Annotated in this window: 23 protein-coding genes; 15 read left to right on the top strand and 8 right to left on the bottom strand. The window is 70.2% G+C overall.

Annotation, left to right across the window (positions count from 1 at the left end; genetic code table 11):
* Positions 1 to 326: 326 nt before the first annotated feature.
* From gap to pgi, 6 genes are all read left to right on the top strand, one after another.
* Entirely contained in the window at positions 327 to 1,331 is a 1,005-nt protein-coding gene (gene gap / locus AB0G84_RS15480; RefSeq protein WP_361320257.1) for a type I glyceraldehyde-3-phosphate dehydrogenase, read from the top strand.
* Between the two features lie 113 nt (positions 1,332 to 1,444).
* Positions 1,445 to 2,647, top strand: coding sequence for a phosphoglycerate kinase (locus AB0G84_RS15475; protein WP_361320255.1), 1,203 nt, complete (start codon positions 1,445 to 1,447; stop codon positions 2,645 to 2,647).
* A gap of 6 nt (positions 2,648 to 2,653) precedes the next feature.
* Positions 2,654 to 3,430, top strand: a complete 777-nt coding sequence (gene tpiA, locus AB0G84_RS15470) for a triose-phosphate isomerase (protein WP_361320253.1) — start codon at positions 2,654 to 2,656, stop codon at positions 3,428 to 3,430.
* Between the two features lie 155 nt (positions 3,431 to 3,585).
* Positions 3,586 to 3,822: a preprotein translocase subunit SecG gene (secG, locus tag AB0G84_RS15465; RefSeq protein WP_361320251.1), complete on the top strand. Its 237-nt coding sequence runs from the start codon at positions 3,586 to 3,588 to the stop codon at positions 3,820 to 3,822.
* 154 nt (positions 3,823 to 3,976) lie between these two features.
* The gene (locus tag AB0G84_RS15460) at positions 3,977 to 4,312 is read left to right on the top strand and encodes an RNA polymerase-binding protein RbpA (protein ID WP_128508571.1); all 336 of its coding nucleotides are present in this window, start codon (positions 3,977 to 3,979) and stop codon (positions 4,310 to 4,312) included.
* Between the two features lie 281 nt (positions 4,313 to 4,593).
* Positions 4,594 to 6,246 carry a glucose-6-phosphate isomerase gene (gene pgi, locus AB0G84_RS15455; RefSeq protein ID WP_361320551.1) on the top strand — a complete coding sequence of 551 codons (1,653 nt, stop codon included), beginning with the start codon at positions 4,594 to 4,596 and terminating at the stop codon, positions 6,244 to 6,246.
* Between the two features lie 151 nt (positions 6,247 to 6,397).
* Here pgi and pgl read toward each other — a convergent pair whose 3' ends face one another.
* Genes pgl through tkt form a run of 5 tightly spaced genes read right to left on the bottom strand, consistent with a single transcriptional unit; the run spans position 6,398 to position 13,030 of the window.
* Positions 6,398 to 7,180 (bottom strand): 6-phosphogluconolactonase, encoded by a 783-nt coding sequence (gene pgl / locus AB0G84_RS15450; RefSeq protein ID WP_361320249.1) that lies wholly within the window; start codon positions 7,178 to 7,180, stop codon positions 6,398 to 6,400.
* Positions 7,177 to 8,241, bottom strand: coding sequence for a glucose-6-phosphate dehydrogenase assembly protein OpcA (opcA, locus tag AB0G84_RS15445; RefSeq protein WP_361320247.1), 1,065 nt, complete (start codon positions 8,239 to 8,241; stop codon positions 7,177 to 7,179). Before opcA ends, pgl begins: the two co-directional genes overlap by 4 nt.
* A complete protein-coding gene (gene zwf, locus AB0G84_RS15440) occupies positions 8,238 to 9,770 on the bottom strand; it encodes a glucose-6-phosphate dehydrogenase (protein WP_361320245.1) in 1,533 nt (510 codons plus the stop codon). Before zwf ends, opcA begins: the two co-directional genes overlap by 4 nt.
* 4 nt (positions 9,771 to 9,774) lie before the next feature.
* Positions 9,775 to 10,893, bottom strand: a complete 1,119-nt coding sequence (tal, locus tag AB0G84_RS15435; RefSeq protein ID WP_361320243.1) for a transaldolase — start codon at positions 10,891 to 10,893, stop codon at positions 9,775 to 9,777.
* Positions 10,894 to 10,927: 34 nt separating this feature from the next.
* Positions 10,928 to 13,030: a transketolase gene (gene tkt / locus AB0G84_RS15430; protein WP_361320241.1), complete on the bottom strand. Its 2,103-nt coding sequence runs from the start codon at positions 13,028 to 13,030 to the stop codon at positions 10,928 to 10,930.
* A gap of 451 nt (positions 13,031 to 13,481) precedes the next feature.
* On the opposite strand from tkt, the gene AB0G84_RS15425 reads away from it, so the two are divergent.
* From AB0G84_RS15425 to AB0G84_RS15415, 3 genes are all read left to right on the top strand, one after another.
* Positions 13,482 to 14,438 carry a heme o synthase gene (locus AB0G84_RS15425; RefSeq protein WP_361320549.1) on the top strand — a complete coding sequence of 319 codons (957 nt, stop codon included), beginning with the start codon at positions 13,482 to 13,484 and terminating at the stop codon, positions 14,436 to 14,438.
* A gap of 15 nt (positions 14,439 to 14,453) precedes the next feature.
* Entirely contained in the window at positions 14,454 to 14,834 is a 381-nt protein-coding gene (locus AB0G84_RS15420) for a hypothetical protein (RefSeq protein ID WP_361320239.1), read from the top strand.
* Positions 14,835 to 14,962: 128 nt separating this feature from the next.
* On the top strand, positions 14,963 to 16,009 hold the full coding sequence (locus tag AB0G84_RS15415) for an amidohydrolase (protein ID WP_361320237.1): 1,047 nt from the start codon (positions 14,963 to 14,965) through the stop codon (positions 16,007 to 16,009).
* Here AB0G84_RS15415 and AB0G84_RS15410 read toward each other — a convergent pair.
* The 3 genes from AB0G84_RS15410 to AB0G84_RS15400 form a co-directional block, all read right to left on the bottom strand.
* Positions 15,982 to 16,986: a COX15/CtaA family protein gene (locus AB0G84_RS15410; RefSeq protein WP_361320235.1), complete on the bottom strand. Its 1,005-nt coding sequence runs from the start codon at positions 16,984 to 16,986 to the stop codon at positions 15,982 to 15,984. The two genes, AB0G84_RS15415 and AB0G84_RS15410, sit on opposite strands and share 28 nt — an antisense overlap.
* A 104-nt stretch (positions 16,987 to 17,090) precedes the next feature.
* Positions 17,091 to 17,879, bottom strand: a complete 789-nt coding sequence (locus tag AB0G84_RS15405; RefSeq protein WP_361320233.1) for an ABC transporter permease — start codon at positions 17,877 to 17,879, stop codon at positions 17,091 to 17,093.
* Positions 17,876 to 18,838, bottom strand: a complete 963-nt coding sequence (locus tag AB0G84_RS15400) for an ABC transporter ATP-binding protein (RefSeq protein ID WP_361320231.1) — start codon at positions 18,836 to 18,838, stop codon at positions 17,876 to 17,878. Before AB0G84_RS15400 ends, AB0G84_RS15405 begins: the two co-directional genes overlap by 4 nt.
* A 282-nt stretch (positions 18,839 to 19,120) precedes the next feature.
* On the opposite strand from AB0G84_RS15400, the gene AB0G84_RS15395 reads away from it, so the two are divergent.
* The 6 genes from AB0G84_RS15395 to AB0G84_RS15370 are packed head-to-tail and all read left to right on the top strand — an operon-like array spanning position 19,121 to position 25,014.
* Complete coding sequence (locus AB0G84_RS15395; protein ID WP_361320229.1) at positions 19,121 to 19,975, top strand: ArsR family transcriptional regulator; 855 nt, start codon at positions 19,121 to 19,123, stop codon at positions 19,973 to 19,975.
* Entirely contained in the window at positions 19,972 to 21,393 is a 1,422-nt protein-coding gene (gene sufB / locus AB0G84_RS15390) for a Fe-S cluster assembly protein SufB (protein ID WP_361320227.1), read from the top strand. Before AB0G84_RS15395 ends, sufB begins: the two co-directional genes overlap by 4 nt.
* Positions 21,394 to 21,451: 58 nt before the next feature.
* Positions 21,452 to 22,675: a Fe-S cluster assembly protein SufD gene (gene sufD, locus AB0G84_RS15385; RefSeq protein ID WP_361320225.1), complete on the top strand. Its 1,224-nt coding sequence runs from the start codon at positions 21,452 to 21,454 to the stop codon at positions 22,673 to 22,675.
* Positions 22,672 to 22,989: a non-heme iron oxygenase ferredoxin subunit gene (locus AB0G84_RS15380; RefSeq protein ID WP_361320223.1), complete on the top strand. Its 318-nt coding sequence runs from the start codon at positions 22,672 to 22,674 to the stop codon at positions 22,987 to 22,989. Before sufD ends, AB0G84_RS15380 begins: the two co-directional genes overlap by 4 nt.
* 7 nt (positions 22,990 to 22,996) lie before the next feature.
* On the top strand, positions 22,997 to 23,761 hold the full coding sequence (gene sufC, locus AB0G84_RS15375; RefSeq protein ID WP_361320221.1) for a Fe-S cluster assembly ATPase SufC: 765 nt from the start codon (positions 22,997 to 22,999) through the stop codon (positions 23,759 to 23,761).
* Positions 23,758 to 25,014, top strand: a complete 1,257-nt coding sequence (locus tag AB0G84_RS15370; protein WP_361320219.1) for a cysteine desulfurase — start codon at positions 23,758 to 23,760, stop codon at positions 25,012 to 25,014. The genes sufC and AB0G84_RS15370 overlap by 4 nt, the downstream gene beginning before the upstream one ends.
* Positions 25,015 to 25,033 lie beyond the last annotated feature (19 nt).

The raw sequence follows: 25,033 nt of genomic DNA, 5'->3' as shown, positions 1-25,033 counted from the left end.
CTTGCACCCCGCCGGGCTGTCTCCTCGCACCCCGCCGGGTGACCCCTCGCGCCCCCGGCGTCACTCCCGAAACGGTGCCATCGGGAGAGGCGCGGGCGGGCGTGCACGAGGGCAGTTCAAACCGCTCGTTTGAGGGGCTGGGAGCCCTTCTGGGCTCGCTCGTTTGAGGGGTCAGGAGCCCTTCTGCGACTGCTCGTTTGAGGGGTCGGAAGCGCTTTTGTCAATGTCACGTACGTCTCTTATTGGGGGTAGGGTCGGAGGCGGTCGGGGACAGTCCATACAGCTCGCCGGTGACTTATCGGCGTACCTAACGAGGAGATCGGTTCGTGACGATCCGCGTAGGCATCAACGGATTCGGCCGTATTGGTCGCAACTACTTCCGCGCGCTCCTGGAGCAGGGTGCGGACATCGAGATCGTCGGTGTCAACGACCTGACCGACAACGCCACCCTGGTCCACCTGCTGAAGTACGACACCATCCTGGGTCGCCTCAAGCAGGACGTCAGCCACACCGACGACACCATCACGGTCGGCAACCAGACCTTCAAGACCATGGCCGAGCGCGACCCGGCCAACCTCCCCTGGGCCGAGCTGGGCGCCGACATCGTCGTCGAGTCGACCGGCATCTTCACCAAGCGCGAGGACGCCGCCAAGCACCTCGCCGCCGGCGCCAAGAAGGTCCTGATCTCCGCGCCCGCCAAGGACGAGGACATCACGATCGTGATGGGCGTCAACAACGACAAGTACGACGCCGCCCAGCACCACGTCATCTCCAACGCCTCCTGCACCACCAACTGTGTGGCCCCGATGGCGAAGGTCCTCGACGAGAACTTCGGCATCGTCAAGGGTCTGATGACCACGGTGCACGCCTACACCAACGACCAGCGCATCCTGGACTTCCCGCACAAGGACCTGCGCCGCGCCCGGGCCGCCGCGGAGAACATCATCCCGACCTCGACCGGTGCCGCCAAGGCCACCGCGCTGGTCCTCCCGCAGCTGAAGGGCAAGCTGGACGGCATCGCCATGCGCGTCCCGGTCCCCACCGGCTCGGTCACCGACCTGGTCCTGGAGCTGGACCGCGAGGTCAGCAAGGACGAGATCAACTCCGCGTTCCAGAAGGCCGCCGAGGGCCAGCTCAAGGGCATCCTGGAGTACACCGAGGACCCGATCGTCTCCTCGGACATCGTGAACTTCCCGGCCTCCTGCACCTTCGACTCCTCCCTGACGATGTCGCAGGGCAAGCAGGTCAAGGTCGTCGGCTGGTACGACAACGAGTGGGGCTACTCGAACCGTCTGGTGGACCTGACCACCTTCGTCGGCGGCCAGCTCTGATCACCGACTGACCAGAGGCACCGAGATGTGAGGACGGGGCTCGTACGGCGCGACGGAGCGTCGGACGGGCCCCGTTCCGCGACCGAACGACGCATGTGATGGAGTCACTCCTCATGAAGACGATCGACGACCTCCAGGTGGCCGGTAAGCGGGTCTTTGTCCGCGCCGACCTGAACGTGCCGCTGGACGGCACCAGCATCACCGACGACGGCCGGATCCGCGCCGTCGCCCCGACGATCGCCAAGCTCGTCGAGCGCGGCGCCCAGGTGATCGTCGCCTCCCACCTGGGCCGTCCCAAGGGCGCCCCGGACCCCGCCTTCTCGCTGGCTCCCGCGGCGAAGCGGCTGGGCGAGATCCTCGGGCAGGACGTGGCGTTCGCGACCGACACGGTCGGCGAGTCCGCCCGGTCCGTGGTGGCGGGCCTGGCCGACGGCCGGGTGGCCGTGCTGGAGAACCTCCGCTTCAACGCGGGCGAGACCAGCAAGGACGACGCCGAGCGCGGCGCCTTCGCCGACCAGCTCGCCGCCCTCGCCGACCTGTACGTCGGCGACGGCTTCGGCGCCGTGCACCGCAAGCACGCCTCCGTCTACGACCTGCCGCAGCGCCTTCCGCACGCCGCCGGCGATCTGATCGCCACCGAGGTCGGCGTCCTGAAGCGGCTCACCGAGGACGTCAAGCGCCCGTACGTGGTCGTGCTCGGCGGCGCCAAGGTCTCCGACAAGCTCGCCGTGATCGACCAGCTGATCGAGAAGGCCGACCGCATCCTGGTCGGCGGCGGTATGGCGTACACCTTCCTCAAAGCCAAGGGCCACGAGGTGGGCATCTCGCTGCTCCAGGAGGACCAGGTCCCGGCCTGCCTGGAGTACCTGGCGCGGGCCGAGCAGCGCGGTGTGGAGTTCGTCCTCCCCGTTGACGTGCTGGTTTCGGCCGAATTCCCGGACCTGAAGACCAAGGCCCCGGCCCACCCCGCGACCGTCGCCGCGGACGCCATCCCGGCCGACCAGGAGGGCCTGGACATCGGCCCGAAGACCCGCGAGCTCTACGCCGCGAAGGTCGCCGACGCCGCGACGGTCTTCTGGAACGGCCCGATGGGTGTCTTCGAGCACCCCGACTACGCCGGTGGCACCCAGGCCGTCGCGCAGGGGCTGCTGGGCTCGGACGCCTTCACCGTCGTCGGCGGCGGTGACAGCGCCGCCGCGGTCCGGCTGCTGGGCTTCGACGAGAATGCTTTCGGCCACATCTCGACCGGCGGTGGCGCCAGCCTCGAATACCTCGAAGGCAAGACGCTCCCCGGCCTCGCCGCTCTGGAGGACTGAACAACCGTGAGTGACCGCACCCCGCTGATGGCGGGCAACTGGAAGATGAACCTCAACCACCTCGAGGCCATCGCCCACGTCCAGAAGCTCGCCTTCGCCCTCACCGACAAGGACTTCGACGCCGTCGAGGTCGCGGTGCTGCCGCCCTTCACCGACCTGCGCTCGGTGCAGACGCTGGTCGACGGCGACAAGCTCAAGATCAAGTACGGCGCCCAGGACGTCTCGGCGCACGACTCCGGTGCCTACACCGGTGAGATCTCCGGCGCCATGCTCGCCAAGCTCAAGTGCGCATATGTGGCCGTCGGCCACAGCGAGCGCCGCCAGTACCACGGCGAGAACGAGGAGATCTGCAACGCCAAGGTCAAGGCGGCCTTCCGGCACGGCCTCACCCCGATCCTCTGCGTCGGTGAGGGCCTGGACGTCCGCAAGGCCGGCAACCAGGTCGCGCACACCCTCGCCCAGGTCGACGGCGGGCTCAAGGACGTCCCGGCCGAGCAGGCCGAGACCATCGTGATCGCCTACGAGCCGGTGTGGGCCATCGGCACCGGCGAGGTCGCCACGCCGGAGGACGCCCAGGAGGTCTGCGGTGCCATCCGCGGCCGCCTCGCCGAGCTCTACGGCCAGGAGCTGGCCGACAAGGTCCGCATCCAGTACGGCGGCTCGGTGAAGTCCGGCAATGTCGCCGCGATCATGGCGCAGCCCGACGTCGATGGCGCGCTGATCGGCGGCGCGGCGCTGGACGCGGACGAGTTTGTGAAGATCGTCCGCTTCCGCGACCAGTAGCAGCTATGACGAGGGGGAGCCCTCGTCGTACCCTGTCGGGGCCGGGACCGGTGCAGTGGCACCGTCCCCGGCCCCGCACCATATGTTCCATGGATCGTGAGCGAAGCATCATGATCCGTTAGTCCGTCCGTCAGTCCTAGAGAGTTGGTCCAGCCGTGGTCATCGGGTTCTCGATCGCCCTCATCGTCTTCAGCCTGCTGCTGATGATGCTGGTGCTCATGCACAAGGGGAAGGGCGGCGGCCTCTCCGACATGTTCGGCGGCGGCATGCAGTCCTCGGTCGGTGGCTCCTCGGTCGCCGAGCGCAATCTGGACCGCATCACCATCGTGATCGCCCTGTTGTGGTTCGCCTGCATCGTCGTCCTCGGCATCCTGATGAAGCTCAGCAACTGACGCACCGTCGAAGACGCGGCCTATCATGAGGGCGGCGTCCTTGGACGGGTAACTCCGGTCACTGGACGCGCGTTGGGCCTTACGTACACTGTGGCGTTTCGCAGCGCAGTTGCTCAGAAGGCTTTGCAGCACCATTACGCAGGGAGTTACGACCGTGGCAAGTGGCAACGCGATCCGAGGAAGTCGGGTCGGGGCGGGGCCGATGGGGGAGGCCGAGCGCGGCGAGTCCGCGCCGCGCATCCGCATCTCCTTCTGGTGCTCCAACGGGCACGAGACGCAGCCCAGCTTCGCCGGCGACGCGCAGGTTCCGGAGACCTGGGACTGCCCGCGCTGTGGATTCCCGGCCGGCAAGGACCGGGACAGCCCGCCGGACCCGCCGCGCACCGAGCCGTACAAGACCCACCTCGCCTACGTACGGGAGCGCCGTAGCGACGCCGACGGCGAGGCGATCCTCGCGGAGGCGCTCGCCAAGCTCCGCGGCGAGATCTGACGGACTGGATGCACCGGACGGCCCGGGCGGAGGGGCGGCACCCTCCCGCCCGGGCCGTTCGCGTCCGATGCCCCGCAGCGGCGCCGCCCAAGGCCCGCCGGCCGGGGCGGAACGTGTCGACACCTGCTCTTCAGGCCCCCGACAGCGCGCCGTCCGGCAGCGGACAGATACCTTCCCCCACTCTCGGCTTCGCTCGAGTGGGAGATGCCACCGCCGCGCGCTGATCAATTAGGTTGGGAGTTGGCGGGGCCGGTACGAGATGAAGAAGGCTGATGTCCGAGATGAACGCAGAAGGCCGCAGCAGGCTCGACCAGATGCCTGAGTGGACCGCGCTGAGCAAGCACCGCGAGCAGCTGGGAGAGGTGCACCTGCGGGAGCTGTTCGAGCGGGACCCGGCGCGCGCCGAGCGCTACACCGTCCAGGTCGGCGATCTGCACCTGGACTACTCCAAGCACCTCATCACCGATGAGACGCTGCGGCTGCTGGGCGAGCTGGCCTCGGCGACGGGCGTGGCCGAGCTGCGGGACGCGATGTTCCGCGGCGACAAGATCAACATCACCGAGCGGCGCTCCGTGCTGCACACCGCGCTGCGGGCGCCCGGCTCGGCGGTCGTCAAGAGCGACGGGGAGAACGTCGTCCCCGCGGTGCAGGCCGTCCTGACGAAGATGGGCACCTTCTCCGACCGGGTCCGGTCGGGCGACTGGAAGGGCCACACCGGCCGGCGCATCAAGACCGTCGTCAACATCGGCATCGGCGGTTCGGACCTCGGCCCGGCGATGGCGTACGAGGCGCTGCGCGCCTACACGCACCGGGACATGCAGTTCCGGTTCGTCTCCAACGTCGACGGCGCCGATCTGCACGAGGCGGTCCGCGACCTGGACCCGGCCGAGACGCTGTTCATCGTCGCCTCGAAGACCTTCACCACCATCGAGACGATCACCAACGCCACCTCGGCGCGCGACTGGCTGCTGACCGGTCTGAGGGCCGGTCAGGAGGCCGTCGCCAAGCACTTCGTGGCGCTGTCCACCAACGCTGAGAAGGTCACCGAGTTCGGCATCCACCCGGACAACATGTTCGAGTTCTGGGACTGGGTCGGCGGACGGTACTCCTTCGACTCGGCGATCGGCCTGTCGCTGATGATCGCCATCGGCCATGAGCGGTTCCGCGAGATGCTGGCCGGCTTCCACCTCGTTGACGAGCACTTCCAGACCGCTCCGCTGCACGAGAACGCGCCGCTGCTGATGGGGCTGCTCGGCATCTGGTACGGCAACTTCTGGGACGCGCAGTCGCACGCGGTGCTGCCCTACAGCCACTACTTCGCCAAGTTCACCGCCTATCTGCAGCAGCTGGACATGGAGTCCAACGGCAAGTCGGTCGACCGCGAGGGGCAGCGCGTCAACTGGCAGACCGGGCCCGTCGTGTGGGGCACGCCCGGCACCAACGGCCAGCACGCCTACTACCAGCTGCTCCACCAGGGCACGAAGATGATCCCGGCCGACCTCATCGGCTTCGCCGAGCCGGTCGCCGATCTGCAGCCGGGCCTGGTGGCCCAGCACGACCTGCTGATGGCCAATCTCTTCGCGCAGGGCCAGGCGCTGGCCTTCGGCAAGACGCCGGACGAGGTGCGCGCCGAGGGCGTGGCCGAGGAGCTGGTCGGGCACAAGACCTTCCGCGGCAACCGCCCCACCACCACGATCCTGGCCAAGGAGCTCACCCCCTCCGTACTGGGCCAGTTGATCGCGCTCTACGAGCAGAAGGTGTTCGTCCAGGGCGCGGTGTGGAACATCGACTCCTTCGACCAGTGGGGCGTGGAGCTGGGCAAGGTCCTGGCCAAGCGGGTCGAACCGGCGCTGACCGAGGGCACCGAGGTCCCGGGCCTGGACGCCTCGACGGCCGGACTGGTCGCCAAGTACCGTGCGCTGCGCGGGCGTTGATCTCCGACAGCGCGGTGATGCGGCCGAGGGGCCGGGCGGACACCCGCCCGGCCCCTCGGCCGTGCGGGGCGCGGCCGGTGCGCGGGGGCGTCACCGACGGCTGCGGCCCCGCCCTCCACGGGGGAGGACGGGGCCGCAGGGGCGGGACGGGTCAGGCCGAGGCCGGCGGGTAGAGCCCACGCGGCAGTTGGGTCGCCGCCGCCTCGTCCAGGAGCCAGAGGGTCCGGCTGCGGCCCCTGGCCCCGGCCGCCGGGGCCTGGACCTCACCGGCGCCGGAGAGCGCCATGGCCGCCGCGTTCGCCTTGTCCGCACCGGCCGCCAGCAGCCAGACCTCCCGTGCCGCACGGATCGCGGGCAGGGTGAGCGAGATCCGGGTGGGCGGCGACTTGGGCGCGCCGTGCACCCCGACCACCGTCCGCTCCTGCTCGTAGACGGCGGGCAGCTCCGGGAAGAGCGAGGCCACATGGGTGTCCGGGCCGACGCCCAGCAGCAGCACGTCGAAGGACGGGACCGAGGCGTGGTCCTCGGGCCCGGCCGCGGCCGAGAGCTCCAGGGCGTACGCCTCGGCCGCCGCGTCCGCGTCATGGCCGAAGCGGCCCCCGGCCGGCTCCATCGGGTGCACCCGCGCCGGATCCAGCGGCACGCTGTCCAGCAGCGCCTCGCGCGCCTGGGTGTGGTTGCGCTCGGGGTCCCCCTCGGGCAGGAAGCGCTCGTCCCCCCACCACAGGTCGAGTCGGGACCAGTCCACCGCGTCCCGGGCGGGCGCCTCGGCGAGGGCCGCGAGCAGCCCGTTGCCGTTGCGCCCGCCGGTGAGGACCACGGAGGCGGAGCCGCGGGCGGCCTGGGCGTCCACGATCCTGGTGATCAGCCGGGCCGCCGCGGCCTTGGCCATCAGCTCCTTGTCCCGGTGGACGACGACCTGCGGAGCACTCACGTGGTGGCCGCCTTCTTGCCGGACGCCTTCTTCGCCTTGGCCGCCGGCTTGGCCGGGGCCGACGCCTCCGCCTCGGCGGTCCCCGCGGGCTGCTCCGCGGGCTCCTCGGCCGGGGCCGCCGGCCCGGCGTCGCCGGAGGCACCCAGGCGGTCCACGCCGAACTTCAGCGCGGCCGCGTAGATGTCGTCCGGGTCGAGCCGGCGGAGCTCCTCGGCGAGCAGCTCGGCGGTGTCCCGGCGCTTGAGCGCCACCGCGCGGTCGGGCTGGTTGCGCATGGAGAGCGTGGCCAGCGAGCCGTCCGGGCGGTCCAGCACGATCGCGCCGGCACTGGACTCCATCCGCACCGCCGTCAGACCCGGGCCGGCCGACACCTTGCGGGTGACCGGAACGTCCAGCCGGTCGGCCAGCCACATGGCCAGCAGCTCGCAGCTGGGGTTGAACTCCTCGCCCTCGACCTCGGCCGAGCTGACCGTGCACGGGACCTGGTCGAGCGCCGCCGCCAGCATCGAGCGCCAGGGGGTGATCCGGGTCCAGGCCAGGTCGGTGTCGCCCGGAGTGTACGTTTCTGCGCGCGCCGACAGCTCCTCGATGGGCCGCTCGGAGGCGTAGGCGTCGGTGACCCGGCGCTGGGCCAGCGCACCGAGCGGGTCCTGGGCGGGGCTCAGCGGGGCGTCCACCGCCCACCAGACCACGACCGGGGCGTCCGGCAGCAGCAGCGGCAGCACCACGGACTGGGCATGGTCGATGACTTCGCCGTAGAGCCGCAGCACCACCGTCTCGCCGGTGCCGGCGTCCGCGCCGACCCGCACCTCGGCGTCCAGCCGGGCCTTGGCGCGGTCGCGCGGCGACCTGCTGACCCGCTTGATGACGACGAGGGTGCGCGAGGGGTGCTCACGGGACGCCTCGTTGGCCGCCTTGAGCGCGTCGTAGGCGTTCTCCTCGTCGGTGACGATGACGAGGGTGAGCACCATGCCGATGGCGGGGGTGCCGACGGCGCGGCGGCCCTCCACCAGCGCCTTGTTGATCTTGCTGGCCGTGGTTTCCGTCAGATCGATCTTCATGGCCGACGCCAGCTCCGTCCGTCTCGTGCGAGCATTTCGTCCGCCTCGGCCGGGCCCCAGGTGCCTGCCGGGTACTGCGCGGGCTTGCCGTGCGCGTCCCAGTACGCCTCGATCGGGTCGAGGATCTTCCAGGACAGCTCGACCTCCTCCACCCGCGGGAAGAGGTTGGCGTCACCGAGCAGGACGTCCAGGATCAGTCGCTCGTAGGCCTCCGGGCTGGACTCCGTGAAGGACTCGCCATAGGCGAAGTCCATCGAGACGTCCCGGACCTCCATGGAGGTGCCGGGCACCTTCGAGCCGAACCGCACGGTCACGCCCTCGTCCGGCTGCACCCGGATGACCAGGGCGTTCTGCCCCAGCTCCTCGGTGGCGGTGTGGTCGAAGGGGGAGTGCGGGGCGCGCTGGAAGACCACCGCGATCTCGGTGACCCGGCGGCCCAGCCGCTTGCCGGTGCGCAGGTAGAACGGGACGCCCGCCCAGCGGCGGTTGTCGATCGAGAGCTTTATGGCGGCGTAGGTGTCGGTCTTCGAGGAGGGGTTGATGCCCTCTTCCTGGAGGTAGCCGACGGCCTGCTCGCCGCCCTGCCAGCCCGCCGCGTACTGGGCGCGCACGGTCTCCTTGCCGAGGTCCTTGGGCAGCCGCACGGCGCCCAGCACCTTGGTCTTCTCCGCGACCAGCGCATCGGCCTCGAAGGAGGCGGGCTCCTCCATGGCGGTCAGCGCGAGCAGCTGGAGGAGGTGGTTCTGGATGACGTCGCGGGCGGCGCCGATGCCGTCGTAGTAGCCGGCCCGGCCGCCGATGCCGATGTCCTCGGCCATGGTGATCTGGACGTGGTCGACGTAGCTGCGGTTCCACAGCGGCTCGAACATCGTGTTGGCGAAGCGCAGCGCCAGGATGTTCTGGACCGTCTCCTTGCCCAGGTAGTGGTCGATTCGGAAGACCTCGTTGGGCGGGAAGACCTCGTGGACGATCCGGTTGAGCTCCTTGGCGCTCTCCAGGTCGTGCCCGAACGGCTTCTCGATGACCGCCCGGCGCCAGGAGTTCTCCTTCTGGTCGGCCAGCCCGTGCTTCTTCAGCTGCTGGACGACCTTGGGGAAGAACTTCGGCGGCACGGACAGGTAGAAGGCGAAGTTGCCGCCGGTGCCCTGGGCCTTGTCGAGCTCCTCTATGGTCGCCTTGAGGGTCTCGAAGGCCTCGTCGTCGTCGAAGTTGCCCTGGACGAAGCGGCAGCCCTGGACCAGTTGCTGCCAGACCTCCTCGCGGAACGGCGTACGGGAGTGCTGCTTGACGGCCTCGTACACCTCCTGCGCGAAGTCCTCGTGCTCCCACTCACGGCGGGCGAACCCGATGAGCGAGAAACCCGGCGGGAGCAGTCCGCGGTTGGCCAGGTCATAGACGGCGGGCATCAACTTCTTACGGGACAAATCGCCCGTGACGCCGAAGATGACCAGGCCCGACGGCCCCGCGATGCGCGGGAGCCGTCGGTCCGCGGCGTCACGAAGCGGGTTCGCTCCATGAACAGCGGTCAAGGTGTCAGCCCTCCGAGGGAGCGAGGCGCTTGAGTTCCGCCTCCGTCGACTTGAGCAGGTCGTTCCAGGCCGTCTCGAACTTCTCCACGCCCTCGTCCTCCAGGAGCTGCACGACGTCGTCGTACGAGATCCCGAGCTGCGCGAGCGCGTCGAGGTCGGCCTGGGCCTGGGCGTAGGTGCCGCGCACCGTGTCGCCCTTGATCTCGCCGCGGGCGGCGGTGGCCTCCAGCGTGGCCTCCGGCATGGTGTTGACCGTGCCCGGGGCGACCAGCTCGTCCACGTACAGGGTGTCCTTGTAGGCCGGGTCCTTCACACCGGTCGAGGCCCACAGCGGCCGCTGCTTGTTGGCGCCGGCCTTGTCCAGGGCGGCCCAGCGCTCTGAGGAGAAGACCTCCTCGTAGGCCTGGTAGGCCAGCCGGGCGTTGGCCAGCGCGGCCTTGCCCTTGAGGGCCTTGGCCTCGTCCGAGCCCTGCTTGTCGAGCCGCTTGTCGATCTCGGTGTCCACGCGGGACACGAAGAACGAGGCCACCGAACGGATCAGGGACAGGTCCAGGCCGGCGGCCTTGGCCTTCTCCAGGCCCGCGAGGTAGGCGTCCATCACCTCGCGGTAGCGCTCCAGCGAGAAGATCAGCGTGACGTTGACGCTGATGCCCAGGCCGATGACCTCGGTGATGGCCGGCAGGCCGGCCTTGGTGGCGGGGATCTTGATCAGCGTGTTCGGGCGGTCCACCAGCCACGCCAGCTGCTTGGCCTCGGCGATGGTCGCCGTGGTGTGGTGCGCCAGGCGCGGGTCGACCTCGATGGACACCCGGCCGTCCTGGCCGCCGGTGGCATCGAAGACCGGCCGCAGCACATCGGCGGCGTCCCGGACGTCCGCCGTGGTGATCATGCGGATCGCCTCGTCGACGGTGACCTTGCGGGCGGCCAGGTCGGCGACCTGCTGCCGGTAGCCGTCGCCCGCGGAGATCGCCTTCTGGAAGATCGACGGGTTCGTCGTGACGCCGACGACGTGCTGCTGGTCGATCAGTTCGGCGAGGTTGCCGGACGTGATGCGCTTGCGCGACAGGTCGTCCAGCCAGATCGCGACGCCTTCGTCGGAAAGCCGCTTGAGTGCGTCTGTCATGGGTTCTGCATCTCCTACTTGTTGTCTGCGTGCGTCAGCGCGCGGCGGCTTCCAGCGACTCCCGGGCGGCGGCGACGACCGCGTCGGCGGTGAAGCCGAACTCGCGGAAGAGCACCTTCCCGTCGGCCGACGCACCGAAGTGCTCCAGCGACACGATGCGGCCGGCGTCCCCGACGAAGCGGTGCCAGGTCAGCCCGATGCCGGCCTCGACGGCGACCCGGGCCCGGACGGACGGGGGCAGCACGCTGTCGCGGTAGGCCTGGTCCTGCTGGTCGAACCACTCCACCGACGGCATCGACACCACGCGGGTGGGCACGCCCCCGGCCTGCAGCTGCTCGCGCGCGGCCACGGCCAGCTGCACCTCGGAGCCGGTGCCGATCAGCACGACCTGCGGCTCGGCGGCCCCGCCGTCCGCCCCCTCGGCCTCGAACAGCACGTAACCGCCCTTGGCGACAGCCTCGTTGGCCGGGTAGGTCGGCACACCCTGACGGGTCAGCGCCAGACCGTGCGGGGCCCCCACGCCGTACTCCTTGGTGAAGCGACGGAGGATCTCGCGCCAGGCGAACGCGGTCTCGTTGGCGTCGGCCGGGCGGACGATGTTCAGGCCCGGGATGGCGCGCAGCGAGGCGAGGTGCTCGATCGGCTGGTGGGTCGGGCCGTCCTCGCCCAGGCCGATGGAGTCGTGCGTCCACACGTACGTCACCGGCAGGTGCATCAGCGCGGACAGTCGGACGGCGTTGCGCATGTAGTCGGAGAACACCAGGAAGGTGCCGCCGTAGATGCGGGTGTTGCCGTGCAGCGCGATGCCGTTCATCTCCGCGGCCATGGAGTGCTCACGGATACCGAAGTGGATCGTGCGGCCGTACGGGTCGGCCTCCGGCAGCGGGTTGTCCGCCGGCAGGAACGACGAGGTCTTGTCGATCGTGGTGTTGTTGGAGCCCGCCAGGTCGGCCGAGCCGCCCCACAGCTCCGGGATCACCGCACCGAGGGCGTGCAGCACCTTGCCGGACGCGGCGCGGGTGGCGACGGACTTGCCGGTCTCGAACGCCGGGAGGTGGTCCTCCCAGCCCGCCGGCAGCTCGCCCGCGGCGATCCGGTCGAACTCGGCGGCGCGCTCGGTGTTCGCGGTGCGCCAGGCGGCGAAGGACTTCTCCCACTCCTTCTTGGCATCCCGACCGCGGTCGAGTGCGCCGCGGGTGTGCGCGAGCACCTCGTCCGCCACGTCGAAGTGCTTCTCGGGGTCGAAGCCCAGCACGCGCTTGGTGGCCGCGACCTCCTCCTCACCCAGCGCCGAGCCGTGCGCGGCCTCGGTGTTCTGGGCGTTGGGGGCCGGCCAGGCGATGATCGAGCGCATCGCGATGAACGACGGCCGGTCGGTGACCGCCTTCGCGGCCTCGATGGCGTGGAACAGCGCCTCGGGGTCGAGGTCGCCGTTCTCCTTGGGCTCCACCCGCTGCACGTGCCAGCCGTAGGCCTCGTACCGCTTCATGGTGTCTTCGGAGACCGCGGTCTCGGTGTCGCCCTCGATCGAGATGTGGTTGTCGTCCCACAGCAGGATGAGGTTGCCGAGCTTCTGGTGGCCGGCCAGCGAGGAGGCCTCGGCGGAGATGCCCTCCTGGAGGCAGCCGTCACCGGCGATCGCGTAGATGTAGTGGTCGAACGGCGAGGAGCCCTGCGCCGCCTCGGGGTCGAACAGGCCGCGCTCGTAGCGGGCGGCCATCGCCATGCCCACCGCGTTGGCGACGCCCTGGCCCAGCGGACCGGTGGTGGTCTCCACGCCGGTGGTGTGGCCGTACTCCGGGTGGCCGGGGGTCTTCGAGCCCCAGGTCCGGAAGGCCTCCAGGTCGCCCAGCTCCAGGCCGTAGCCGGCGAGGTAGAGCTGGATGTAGAGGGTCAGGCTGGAGTGGCCGGCGGAGAGGACGAACCGGTCCCGGCCGGTCCAGTCGGCGTCCGCGGGGTCGTGCCGCATCAGCTTCTGGAACAGCACATAGGCGGCGGGAGCCAGGCTCATGGCCGTACCCGGATGGCCGTTACCGACCTTCTGCACGGAATCCATGGCCAGAACGCGGACGGTGTCCACCGCCCGCTGGTCCAGTTCGGTCCACTCGAAATCTGTGGTGGTCGGCTTGGTGCTCACCCTGAGTCAGGGCTCCTCTCCACATGTCGAATGCCACGGACGGGTGTCCGCCGGGCGGTGTCGAGCCTACCCCCGTGACTGCGCCCGCCTTTTCGACGCTCAGTCGGTGTTTTCGGCGCTCAATCGGTGCGGCGGCCCCACTCGTACCCCTCGCTCCGGGCAACCCCGATCGGCACGTCAGGCATTCCCGGACCGGGTGCGTCCGCCTTACGACCAGATTGCCGGGCGACGGCCGGGCCCGCCTCTTGAACAATGGGCCGACGGCGGGGGAAAGCCGCCGCCCGGGGCGGTCGCCCGGGCCTCAACACGACCGGACCCCCGCGAAGATCGCCGTATGGCCAACGTCTAAAGTGGCGTGGTACGCGCAAGCTTTTACCCGGTTCCCGAGGGAGTAAGGGCTTGCGAGCCTTATCTCCATCCGCGGCGGGAGCCGCTGATGTTACTTCCAGGGGTGTGCGTGACGGCCGTCGAATCCCGTCCTGCGGGGGCGCTCTCCGAGAGCCCGGTTGGCCCGGGTCACCGCCCGTCCGGGGCGCGCGTCAAGGCGTTCGTGGCGCTGACCAAGCCGCGAATCATCGAGCTTCTGCTCATCACCACGATTCCGGTGATGTTCCTGGCCCAGCAGGGCGTGCCCGACCTGAAGCTCGTGCTCGTCACCTGCCTCGGCGGCTACCTCTCTGCGGGCGGCGCCAACGCCCTGAACATGTGGTACGACCGCGACATCGACGCCCTGATGGACCGGACCTCGCAGCGACCGCTGGTCACCGGCATGGTGAGCCCGAACGAGTGCCTGGTCTTCGGCATCTCCCTCGCGGTGGTCTCCACGCTGCTGTTCGGCTTCGCGGTCAACTGGCTCTCCGCCTGGCTGTCGCTGGGTGCGCTGCTCTTCTACGTCGTCGTCTACACGATGATCCTCAAGCGGCGCACGTCCCAGAACATCGTGTGGGGCGGCATCGCCGGCTGCCTGCCCGTCCTCATCGGCTGGTCGTCGGTCACCAACTCCATGTCGTGGGCGCCGGTCATCCTCTTCCTGGTGATGTTCTTCTGGACGCCGCCGCACTACTGGCCGCTGTCGATGAAGGCCAAGGACGACTACGAGCGCGTCGGGGTGCCGATGCTCCCGGTGGTCGCCGGCAACAAGGCCGTGGCCCGCCAGATCGTGCTCTACAGCTGGGTGATGGTCGGGGTCTCGCTGCTGCTGCAGCCGCTGGGCTACACCGGTTGGTTCTACACCGCGGTCGCGCTCGCCTGCGGCGCCTTCTGGCTCAAGGAGGCGCACGGCCTGCAGTCCCGCGCCAAGGCCGGGATCACCGGGCCGAAGCTCAAGGAGATGCGGCTGTTCCACTGGTCCATCACCTATGTCTCGCTGCTCTTCGTCGCCGTCGCCGTGGATCCCTTCCTTCGCTGATTACTCGTGGGTAGCATGGGGGGTATGGCAGACACCCAGCAGGCGGAGACGACGGCCGACGCGGCGGCCGGCGCCACGGCCGACAAGCGGACCGGCCGGCGCACGGACCGGCTCGCCAAGCAGATCCGCGCCTTCGCCGACGCGCACGGCGGCAGCGCCGAAGGCCAGCTCGCACACATCGGCCGCGGGCGCACCCGGATCGCCCTCGTCGGCGGCGACGGCGCCTGGGGCAACCTCGTCGCGGACAGCTTTGACTCCGCGAAGGACGCCGCCACCCGGGCCGGCATCACCCTCCAGGACGACTTCGACGGCGACCTCGCCGCCCGGGTCCGCACCGGCCGCTACGAGTGGTCGCGGATGGCCGGAATCCAGGTGGGCGGCCCCGCCAACACCTGAGGGACCGCGGACCGCGCCGGGGCGCACGCCACCGGCCGGGCCCGCTACCTCACCACCCCCTCGTCCGTTAAGCCCACCAGGCGCGGCGCTACGGCCGCGCCCGGCGGGCTCACGGCGAGGAGGGTCGGATGGACGGGCTTCCCCCGCTCATCGATCAGTACAGCCACGGCGCCGTGCACGGCGAGCTCGGTCTCGGCTCCTTCGAGGCCCACCTGGCCACGGCGGTCGGCGCCCACGGCCCGGCCCCCGCGGGCACCAGCTACTTCGACAGCTTCACCGGGCTCGCGCTGCGCCGCTGGTGTCCCCCGCTGCTCGGCCTGGAGCCACACTGTCCGCCGGCCCGCTATCTGGCCCGCAGACGCGAGGTGGGCGCCTTCACCGCCGGCCGGCTGCTGCTCCGCGGCTCCGGCATCGGCACCTTCCTGCTGGAGGCCGGTACCCCCGGCGAGCTGACCTCGGCCGCCGAACTCGGCGCCGTCGCCGAGGCTCGCGCCCACGAGGTCGTACGGCTCGAACCGCTCGCCGAGCAGGTCGCCGACACCTCCGGCAGCGTCGACTCCTTCATCGGCTACACCGCCGAGGCCCTCTACGCCGCGGCTCAGCACGCCACCGCCTTCGCCTCCGGTGCCGTCTACTGCGACGGCCACGCCCCCGAGGCCGGTGAGGTGCGCCGCGCCGCGGACCGCTGGCTGCGCACCCGCCGCCCCGGTGGCTCCCTGGTGGAGCCGGCCCTCGTCCGCCATCTGTTGTGGAGCGCGGTGGCCACCGGACTGCCCGTCCAATTGCACGGCCCCGACCCGCAGCGGCTGGCGCCGTTCCTCCGTGCGACCGCCGGTATCGGTGCGGACCTCGTTCTGCTCCCCGCGTCCCCGCACCACCGCCGCGCGGCCCAGCTCGCCGCCGCCCATGCGCATGTCTACGCCGACGCCGGGCCCCGTCCCGACGAGACCCTGCCGTACGCGCCGTTCGGCAAGCTGCTGTTCTCGTCGGGTGCCCGCGGGCTGCCGGAGCTCTATGTGACCGGCGTCCGCTCCTTCCTGCGCGCCGTGGGGCGTCTGGTGCGGGAGTGGAGCGAGGAGGGGCTGTGCGGTCCCGAGGACGGGCGGCGGATCACCGAGATGATCGCGTCCGGTACCGCGCGCCGGGTCTACCGGCTGGACGCGGCGGTCACCTGAGCGTCGAGCGCCTCGTGCTCACCGGAAGGAACGGCACCCTCGGGGCCGTCCTCCAGGAGCGGGCCCCGGTCGCGCAGCGAGAGCGCCACCCGCAGCACACAGATCCACACCAGGGCCGAGCCCAGCATGTGCAGGGCGATCACGACCGCGGGCAGGCCCAGGAAGTACTGGATGTAGCCGATGACGCCCTGCACGGCGAGGCAGCCGCCGAGCTCCAGCACCGCCCGGCGCGGCGCGGCCGGCGCCTTGACGGCGCGCAGGGTGAACCACAGCGCCACGGTCAGGCCGACGACGATGTACACGAAGTCGACGTGCAGCTGGGTGATCTCCTGCCAGTTCAGCGGGATCCGGTGGACCTTGTGCGCGTCGCCCGCGTGCGGGCCCGTACCGGTGACGACCGTGCCGATGACGGTGAGCGCCCCGGTCGCCGCGACCAGGAGCCAGGCCAGCTGTCGCACCGGGCGGGCCACCAGGTCGCTCGGCTCCTCATCGCCCTCGCTCGCCCGCTGCCAGCTGAGTACGGCGACCGTGAGCAGGGCCGTGGACAGCAGGAAGTGCGCGGCGACCAGGTACGGGTTCAGGCCGGTCAGTACGACGATGCCGCCCCAGACCGCGTTGCCCATCACGACCCAGAACTGCGCCCAGCCGAGGCGGGTCAGGGAGCGGCGCCGTGGGTGGCGGGCACGGGCGGCGATGATGAACAACCCGACGACCGCGCACAGGACGTAGGTCAGCATGCGGTTGCCGAACTCGATGAGGCCGTTGATGCCCATCGCCGCGGTCGGCGTCAGGCTCTCCGGCGTGCACTTGGGCCAGGTCGAGCAGCCCAGCCCGGACTGGGTGAGCCGGACCGCGCCACCCGTGACGACGATGAGGACGGCCATGACGACGGTGGCCAGCGCGGCCCGTCGCACGAAGGCGGCGGACGGCTGCCAGCGGCGGGCGATCAGCTCAAGGGGATTCAGCGAATTCGGCACGGGGACATCGTAGGCGGCGGCTTGTGCATGTTTTCACGAGGGGTGCGCGGGAGAACGGCGGCGGGTGTCCGGGCGCCCGCCCGCTGCTCCCGACGGAAGGACATCTACTCCCAGCGGAAGAACTTCGCGGCCGCCCCCAGCCCGAGCACCGCCCAGACGGCCAGGACCGCCAGGTCGGACCAGGGGGTGCCGGCGCCGTGCTGGAGCACCGCCCGCAGCCCGTCCGACAGCGCGGAGATCGGCAGCAGGTGCAGTACCTGCTGGACCGCGCCCGGGAACTTCGTCAGCGGGACGATCACCCCGCCGCCCACCAGCAGGAGCAGGAAGACCAGGTTGGCGGCGGCCAGCGTGGCCTCCGCTTTGAGCGTCCCGGCCATCAGCAGGCCCAGGCCGGAGAACGCGGCGGTCCCCAGCAGCAGGAGCCCGGCGACCGGGAGCGGACCGCCCTGCGGGGACCAGCCCAGCGCAAAGGCGATCACGGTCAGCAGCGCGATCTGCAGCACCTCGGTGACCAACACCGAGCAGGTCTTGGCGGTCATCAGCGCCCAGCGGGGGAGCGGTGAGGCGCCCAGCCGCTTCAGGACGCCGTAGCGCCGCTCGAAGCCGGTCGCGATGGCCTGGCCGGTGAACGCGGTGGACATCACCGCCAGCGCGAGGATGCCCGGCGTGAGGAAGTCCACCGCCTTCCCGGCGCCGGTGTCGACGATGTCCACGGCCGAGAAGAGCACCAGCAGCAGGGTGGGGATGACGACGGTCAGCAGCAGCTGCTCGCCGTTGCGCAGCAGCATCCGCGTCTCCAGGGCGGCCTGCGCACGGATCATCCGGGGCAGCGGGGCGGCACCGGGCCGCGGGGCGAAGGTTCCGGTACCGGTACCGGCCTCGGTGGCGGTCATGCGCGCAGCTCCTTACCGGTGAGCTCCAGGAAGACGTCCTCCAGAGTGTGCCGCTCGACGGCTATCGCGTCGGGCATCACGCCGTTCTGTGCGCACCAGGAGGCGACCGTGGCCAGCAGCTGCGGGTTGATCTTCCCCTGGACGCGGTAGACGCCGGAGGCCGGTTCCGTGGCGGCGCTGTCCGCGGGCAGCGCCTTGAGCAGCGAGGCGAGGTCGAGGCCCGGCCGGCCGGTGAAGCGCAGGCTGTTCTCGGCGCGGCCGCGGCACAGGTCGTCCGGGCTGCCCTGGGCGATCACCCGTCCGCCGTCGATGATCGCGACATCGTCGGCCAACTGCTCGGCCTCGTCCATGAAGTGGGTGGTCAGCACGACCCCGACGCCGTCGGTGCGCAGCTCGCGCACGAGGTTCCAGGTGGCGTGCCGGGCCTGCGGGTCGAGGCCGGCCGTGGGCTCGTCGAGGAAGACCAGCTCGGGGCGGCCGACCACGGCCATGGCCAGCGCCAGGCGCTGCTGCTGACCGCCGGACAGCCGCCGGTAGGGCGTCCGGCCGCAGCTGCCCAGGCCGAGGCGGTCGATGAGGTGGTCCACCTCGAGCGGGTGGGCGTGCAGGGTGGCGGTGTGCCGCAGCATCTCCTCGGCGCGGGCGCCCGCGTAGACCCCGCCGGACTGCAGCATCACCCCGATCCGCGGCCGCAGCGCCGCGGCGTCGGCGACCGGATCCAGGCCCAGGACGCGGACCCGGCCGGCGTCCGGGCGGCGGTAGCCCTCGCAGATCTCGACGGTGGTGGTCTTGCCGGCGCCGTTGGGGCCGAGGACGGCGGTCACCGCGCCACCGGCGACGGTCAGGTCGAGCCCGTCCACCGCGGTCTTGGTCCCGTATCGCTTGACCAGGCCGGTGATCTCGACGGCAGGCTCGCGGCCTGGTGTCCGGGGGGCGCCCTCCGGGGAGCTGCTGCGCATGCCGGGCAGTCTACGAAGCGCCGGGGCAACAGTCCTCAACGGGGGCGTGGGTGCTGACCGGCGGCCGGGGTCGCCGGTCCGGCGGTGTGTGGCGGAAATTTTTTCCGGGCCGTGCGGGCCATGATCGTCGGCTTCCGAGGGCGCTGGCGCCGTCGCAGGTCAGCGCCCGTTCCGGGGCCGGAAAACAGGGCTTGAATGAGGTAAGCCTAAGTGATAGAGGCCACCACTCGGTGGTCTGTGCGAGGCTTGAATCACTTTGACGAATTACGCAACAATGGCGTTGTGAAATACGCGAGCGAGGATCAGCGGGAGCCTGCGGTCGATCCGACCGTCGGGCCGGCCGACTCCGCGCCCGGACGGTCCGAGCAGGCCAAGCAGGCCGCCCCGGCGCCGCACGACGAACAGCAGGGCACCCGCAACAGGGTCGCCCGCTCCATCCTCGACCACGGTCCGTCCACCGCCGCCGAGCTCGCCCTCCGGCTGGAGCTGACCCAGGCTGCCGTCCGCCGTCATCTGGACGCGCTGGTCGCCGAGGGTGTCGTCGAGCCCCGCGAGAAGCGGGTCTACGGCAATCGTGGCCGCGGCCGCCCGGCCAAGGCCTTCGCCCTCACCGACTGCGGTCGGGACGCCTTCGACCAGGCCTACGACCAGCTCGCCTCGGACGCGCTGCGCTGGATCGCGCAGTCCGCGGGTGGTGGCGAGCAGGGCGAGGCGGCCGTCGCCGCCTTCGCCCGGGCACGGCTCGCCGCCCAGGCCGAGGTCTACCGCGAGGCGGTCGACGGCGCCGAGCCCGAGGCCCGTACCGAGGCCCTGGCGAAGGCGTTGACCGCGGACGGGTACGCTGCTACGGCGCGCAGTGCGCCCAATCCCCAGCTCGGTGAACAGCTCTGCCAGCACCACTGCCCGGTCGCCCACGTCGCCGAGCAGTACCCGCAGCTGTGCGAGGCGGAGACCGAGGTCTTCTCCCGTTTGCTCGGGACCCACGTACAGCGCCTTGCCACCATCGCCCACGGCGACGGGGTGTGCACGACCTTCGTCCCGAAGGCCGGTGCCGGCAAGACGGCTCACCGCCCCGGTGAGCACCACCCCAAGACCACCACAGCATCTGCAAGCACGGCCGGGAGGAACCCCGCATGACGCTCCCCACGGAGACTGCTCACCCTGAGCTCGAGGGCCTGGGCAAGTACGAATACGGCTGGGCCGACTCCGACGTGGCCGGCGCTTCGGCGAAGCGCGGTCTCTCCGAGGACGTCGTCCGTGACATCTCGGCGAAGAAGGACGAGCCGGAGTGGATGCTCAAGCTCCGCCTCAAGGGCCTGAAGCTGTTCGACAAGAAGCCGATGCCGCAGTGGGGCTCGGACCTGTCGGGCATCGACTTCGACAACATCAAGTACTTCGTCCGCTCCACCGAGCAGCAGGCCGCCTCCTGGGAGGAGCTGCCCGAGGACATCAAGAACACCTACGACAAGCTGGGCATCCCCGAGGCGGAGAAGCAGCGGCTGGTCGCCGGTGTCGCCGCGCAGTATGAGTCCGAGGTCGTGTACCACCAGATCCGTGAGGACCTGGAGGCGCAGGGCGTCCTGTTCCTGGACACCGACACCGCGCTCAAGGAGCACCCGGAGCTCTTCCAGGAGTACTTCGGCACGGTCATCCCGGTCGGCGACAACAAGTTCGCGTCGCTGAACACCGCGGTGTGGTCCGGCGGCTCGTTCATCTACGTGCCCAAGGGTGTCCACGTCGACATCCCGCTCCAGGCTTACTTCCGGATCAATACCGAGAACATGGGCCAGTTCGAGCGGACGCTGATCATCGTCGACGAGGACGCCTACGTCCACTACGTCGAGGGCTGCACCGCGCCGATCTACAAGTCGGACTCGCTGCACTCCGCGGTCGTCGAGATCATCGTCAAGAAGGGCGGCCGCTGCCGCTACACGACCATCCAGAACTGGTCGAACAACGTCTACAACCTGGTGACCAAGCGCGCCGTCGCCTACGAGGGCGCGACCATGGAGTGGGTCGACGGCAACCTCGGCTCCAAGGTGACCATGAAGTACCCGGCGGTCTACCTCATGGGTGAGCACGCCAAGGGCGAGACCCTGTCGATCGCCTTCGCCGGCGAGGGCCAGCACCAGGACGCCGGCTCCAAGATGGTCCACATGGCGCCGAACACCTCCTCCAACATCGTCTCCAAGTCGGTGGCGCGCGGCGGCGGCCGGACGTCCTACCGCGGTCTGGTGGAGATCGGCGAGGGCGCCGCGGGCTCCAAGTCCAACGTGCTGTGTGACGCCCTGCTGGTGGACACCATCTCCCGCTCGGACACCTACCCCTACGTCGACGTCCGCGAGGACGACGTCTCCATGGGCCACGAGGCGACGGTCTCCAAGGTCAGCGAGGACCAGCTGTTCTACCTGATGGCCCGCGGGCTGTCGGAGGACGAGGCCATGGCGATGATCGTGCGCGGCTTCGTCGAGCCGATCGCCCGTGAGCTGCCGATGGAGTACGCGCTGGAGCTGAACCGGCTGATCGAGCTGCAGATGGAAGGCGCGGTCGGCTGACGCCGCGCCCCCGCAGCGAATGACTCCCTGATTGCAGAAAGCGAGCACGACGACAGCCATGGCTGAGGCTCAGAACTCCCCCAAGTCCTCGAGTGCCCTCGGGCAGGGGGGACCCCCACCGGCGGGTTCCACGACCACCGGCTCCCTCGCGGTGGCCGCGGAGTCCACCGTTGCCACCCGGATGAGCGCCCCGCCGTCCTACGACGTGGCGGACTTCCCGGTGCCGCACGGCCGTGAGGAGGAGTGGCGCTTCACTCCGCTCGCACGGCTGAAGGGCCTGCACGACGGCTCCGCCGTGGCCGGCGGCCCCGACCTGAAGATGGACATCACCGCGCCTGAGGGCGTCACCCACGAGCTGGTCGACCGCGCCGACCCCCGGGTGGGCAAGGCCGGCAAGCCCGTCGACCGGGTCGCGGCCCAGGCCTACAGCTCGTTCGAGAAGGCGTCGGTGGTCACGGTCCCCAAGGAGACCGTGCTGACCGAGCCGATCCGGATCTCGGTGCACGGCGAGGGCGGCACCGTCTTCGGCCACCAGGTCATCGAGCTCGGCGCGTTCGCCGAGGCGGTCGTGGTCATCGACCACACCGGTGACGCGGTGCTCGCCGCCAACGTCGACTACCTCCTCGGCGACGGCGCCAAGCTGACCGTCGTCTCCGTCCAGGACTGGGACGACCACGCGGTCCACGCGGGCCAGCACAACGCCCTGGTCGGCCGGGACGCCAGCTTCAAGTCCGTGGTCGTCACCTTCGGCGGCGACCTGGTCCGCCTGCACCCGCGGGTCACCTACGCGGGCCCCGGCGGCGAGGCCGAGTTCTACGGCCTGTACTTCACCGAGCAGGGCCAGCACCACGAGCACCGGCTCTTCGTCGACCACGAGGCGGCCAACTGCCGCTCCAACGTGGTCTACAAGGGCGCCCTGCAGGGTGCGGACGCGCACGCGGTGTGGATCGGCGATGTGCTGATCCGGGCCGCGGCGACCGGCACGGACACCTACGAGCTCAACCGCAACCTCGTCCTGACCGACGGCGCGCGGGTCGACTCGGTGCCCAACCTGGAGATCGAGACCGGCGAGATCGTCGGCGCCGGCCACGCCTCGGCGACCGGTCGCTTCGACGACGAGCAGCTCTTCTACCTGATGGCTCGCGGCATCCCGGCCGATGAGGCCCGCCGCCTGGTCGTGCGCGGCTTCTTCGCCGAGCTGGTCCAGCAGATCGGACTGCCGGACGTCGAGGAGCGCCTGATGAGCAAGATCGAGGCCGAGCTGGAAGCATCCGCGGTATGAGCTACGTACGCGCAGCGGCGCTCAGCGAGCTGGAGGAGGACACCCCCAAGCGGGTGGAACTCGACGGCGTCCCGGTCTCCCTGGTCCGCACCGAGGGCGAGGTGTTCGCGATCAACGACATCTGCTCGCACGCCAACGTCTCCCTCTCGGAGGGCGAGGTCGAGGACTGCTCGATCGAGTGCTGGCTGCATGGTTCGAGCTTCGACCTGCGCACCGGCAAGCCCAGCGGCCTTCCCGCGACGCGCCCCGTCCCCGTATACCCCGTAAAGATCGAAGGGGACGACGTGCTCGTCTCCGTCACCCAGGAGTCCTGAGTCACCCATGGCAACGCTTGAGATCCACGACCTGCACGTCTCCGTCGAGGCCGAGAACGGCCCGCGCGAGATCCTGAAGGGCGTCGACCTGACCGTGAAGCAGGGCGAGACGCACGCCATCATGGGCCCCAACGGCTCCGGCAAGTCGACCCTCGCCTACTCGCTCGCGGGTCACCCCAAGTACACGATCACCGGCGGCACCGTCACCCTCGACGGCGAGGACGTCCTTGCGATGTCCGTCGACGAGCGCGCCCGGGCCGGCGTCTTCCTCGCCATGCAGTACCCGGTCGAGGTCCCCGGTGTCTCGGTCTCCAACTTCCTGCGCACCTCCGCGACCGCGATCCGCGGTGAGGCCCCCAAGCTGCGGCTGTGGGTCAAGGAGGTCAAGGAGGCCATGGAGCGCCTCCAGATGGACCCCGCGTTCGCCGAGCGCAACGTCAACGAGGGCTTCTCCGGCGGTGAGAAGAAGCGCCACGAGATCCTCCAGCTGGAGCTGCTGAAGCCGGCCATCGCGATCCTCGACGAGACCGACTCGGGTCTGGACGTCGACGCGCTGCGGATCGTCTCCGAGGGCGTCAACCGCATCCGCGAGACGGGCCAGGTGGGCACCCTGCTCATCACCCACTACACGCGCATCCTGCGCTACATCAAGCCCGACCACGTCCACGTCTTCGCCAACGGCCGGATCGCCGAGTCCGGCGGCCCGGAGCTGGCGGACAAGCTGGAGGCCGAGGGCTACGAGGCATACGTGAAGGGTGGTACGACCGCGTGACACAGCTGCCGGGCCTCCTCGACACAGAGGCGATCCGTAAGGACTTCCCCCTTCTGGACCGCCAGGTCCACGACGGGAAGAAGGTCGTGTACCTGGACAACGCGGCGACCTCGCAGAAGCCGCGCCAGGTCCTCGACGCCCTGAACGCCTACTACGAACGTCACAACGCCAACGTCCACCGCGGCGTGCATGTGCTCGCCGAGGAGGCCACGGCGCTGTACGAAGGTGCCCGCGACAAGGTGGCGGCCTTCATCAACGCGCCGAGCCGCGACGAGGTGATCTTCACCAAGAACGCCTCGGAGTCGCTCAACCTCGTCGCGAACATGCTCGGTTGGGCCGATGAGCCCTACCGGGTGGACCGCGACACCGAGATAGTCATCACGGAGATGGAGCACCACTCCAACATCGTGCCGTGGCAGCTGCTCTCGCAGCGCACCGGCGCGAAGCTGAAGTGGTTCGGCATCACCGACGACGGCCGCCTCGACCTGTCCAACATCGACGAGATCATCACCGAGCAGACGAAGATCGTCTCCTTCACGCTGGTCTCCAACATCATGGGCACGGTCAACCCGGTCGAGACGATCATCCGGCGGGCCCAGGAGGTCGGCGCGCTGGTGTGCATCGACGCCTCACAGGCCGCCCCGCACATGGTGCTGGACGTGCAGGCGCTGCAGGCCGACTTCGTGGCCTTCACCGGCCACAAGATGTGCGGCCCGACCGGCATCGGCGTGCTCTGGGGCCGCCAGGAGCTGCTGGAGGACCTCCCGCCGTTCCTCGGCGGCGGCGAGATGATCGAGACCGTCTCGATGCACTCCTCCACCTACGCCCCGGCGCCGCACAAGTTCGAGGCCGGTACGCCCCCGATCGCCCAGGCCGTCGGCCTCGGCGCGGCCGTGGACTACCTCACCTCGATCGGTATGGACAAGATCGCCGCCCATGAGCACGCGATCACCGAGTACGCCGTCAAGCGGCTGTTGGAGGTCCCCGACCTGCGCATCATCGGCCCCAGCACGGCCGAGGACCGCGGGGCGACGATCTCCTTCACGCTCGGCGACATCCACCCGCACGACGTCGGCCAGGTGCTGGACGAGCAGGGCATCGCGGTCCGGGTGGGGCACCACTGCGCGCGTCCGGTCTGCCTGCGCTTCGGAATTCCGGCGACCACGCGAGCGTCGTTCTATCTGTACTCCACCCCGGCCGAGGTCGACGTCTTGGTCGAGGGCCTGGAGCACGTCCGCAACTTTTTCGGTTAGACAAGCACAGCGGATGAGG

Source organism: Streptomyces sp. NPDC020742 (assembly GCF_040641675.1).
Lineage (GTDB): Bacteria > Actinomycetota > Actinomycetes > Streptomycetales > Streptomycetaceae > Streptomyces.
The sequence above is the reverse complement of the archived record's forward strand: the minus strand, read 5'-3'. Positions and strand labels throughout refer to the sequence as shown.

What these genes read in the sequence shown, in the direction of transcription:
- AB0G84_RS15475 (WP_361320255.1), top strand. Translation starts at nt 1,445, where the DNA reads ATGAAGACGATCGACGACCTCCAGGTGGCCGGTAAGCGGGTCTTTGTC.
- pgi (WP_361320551.1), top strand. Translation starts at nt 4,594, where the DNA reads ATGAACGCAGAAGGCCGCAGCAGGCTCGACCAGATGCCTGAGTGGACC.
- opcA (WP_361320247.1), bottom strand. Translation starts at nt 8,241, where the DNA reads ATGAAGATCGATCTGACGGAAACCACGGCCAGCAAGATCAACAAGGCG.
- tal (WP_361320243.1), bottom strand. Translation starts at nt 10,893, where the DNA reads ATGACAGACGCACTCAAGCGGCTTTCCGACGAAGGCGTCGCGATCTGG.
- AB0G84_RS15420 (WP_361320239.1), top strand. Translation starts at nt 14,454, where the DNA reads ATGGGGGGTATGGCAGACACCCAGCAGGCGGAGACGACGGCCGACGCG.
- AB0G84_RS15415 (WP_361320237.1), top strand. Translation starts at nt 14,963, where the DNA reads ATGGACGGGCTTCCCCCGCTCATCGATCAGTACAGCCACGGCGCCGTG.
- AB0G84_RS15405 (WP_361320233.1), bottom strand. Translation starts at nt 17,879, where the DNA reads ATGACCGCCACCGAGGCCGGTACCGGTACCGGAACCTTCGCCCCGCGG.
- AB0G84_RS15400 (WP_361320231.1), bottom strand. Translation starts at nt 18,838, where the DNA reads ATGCGCAGCAGCTCCCCGGAGGGCGCCCCCCGGACACCAGGCCGCGAG.
- sufB (WP_361320227.1), top strand. Translation starts at nt 19,972, where the DNA reads ATGACGCTCCCCACGGAGACTGCTCACCCTGAGCTCGAGGGCCTGGGC.
- sufD (WP_361320225.1), top strand. Translation starts at nt 21,452, where the DNA reads ATGGCTGAGGCTCAGAACTCCCCCAAGTCCTCGAGTGCCCTCGGGCAG.
- AB0G84_RS15380 (WP_361320223.1), top strand. Translation starts at nt 22,672, where the DNA reads ATGAGCTACGTACGCGCAGCGGCGCTCAGCGAGCTGGAGGAGGACACC.
- sufC (WP_361320221.1), top strand. Translation starts at nt 22,997, where the DNA reads ATGGCAACGCTTGAGATCCACGACCTGCACGTCTCCGTCGAGGCCGAG.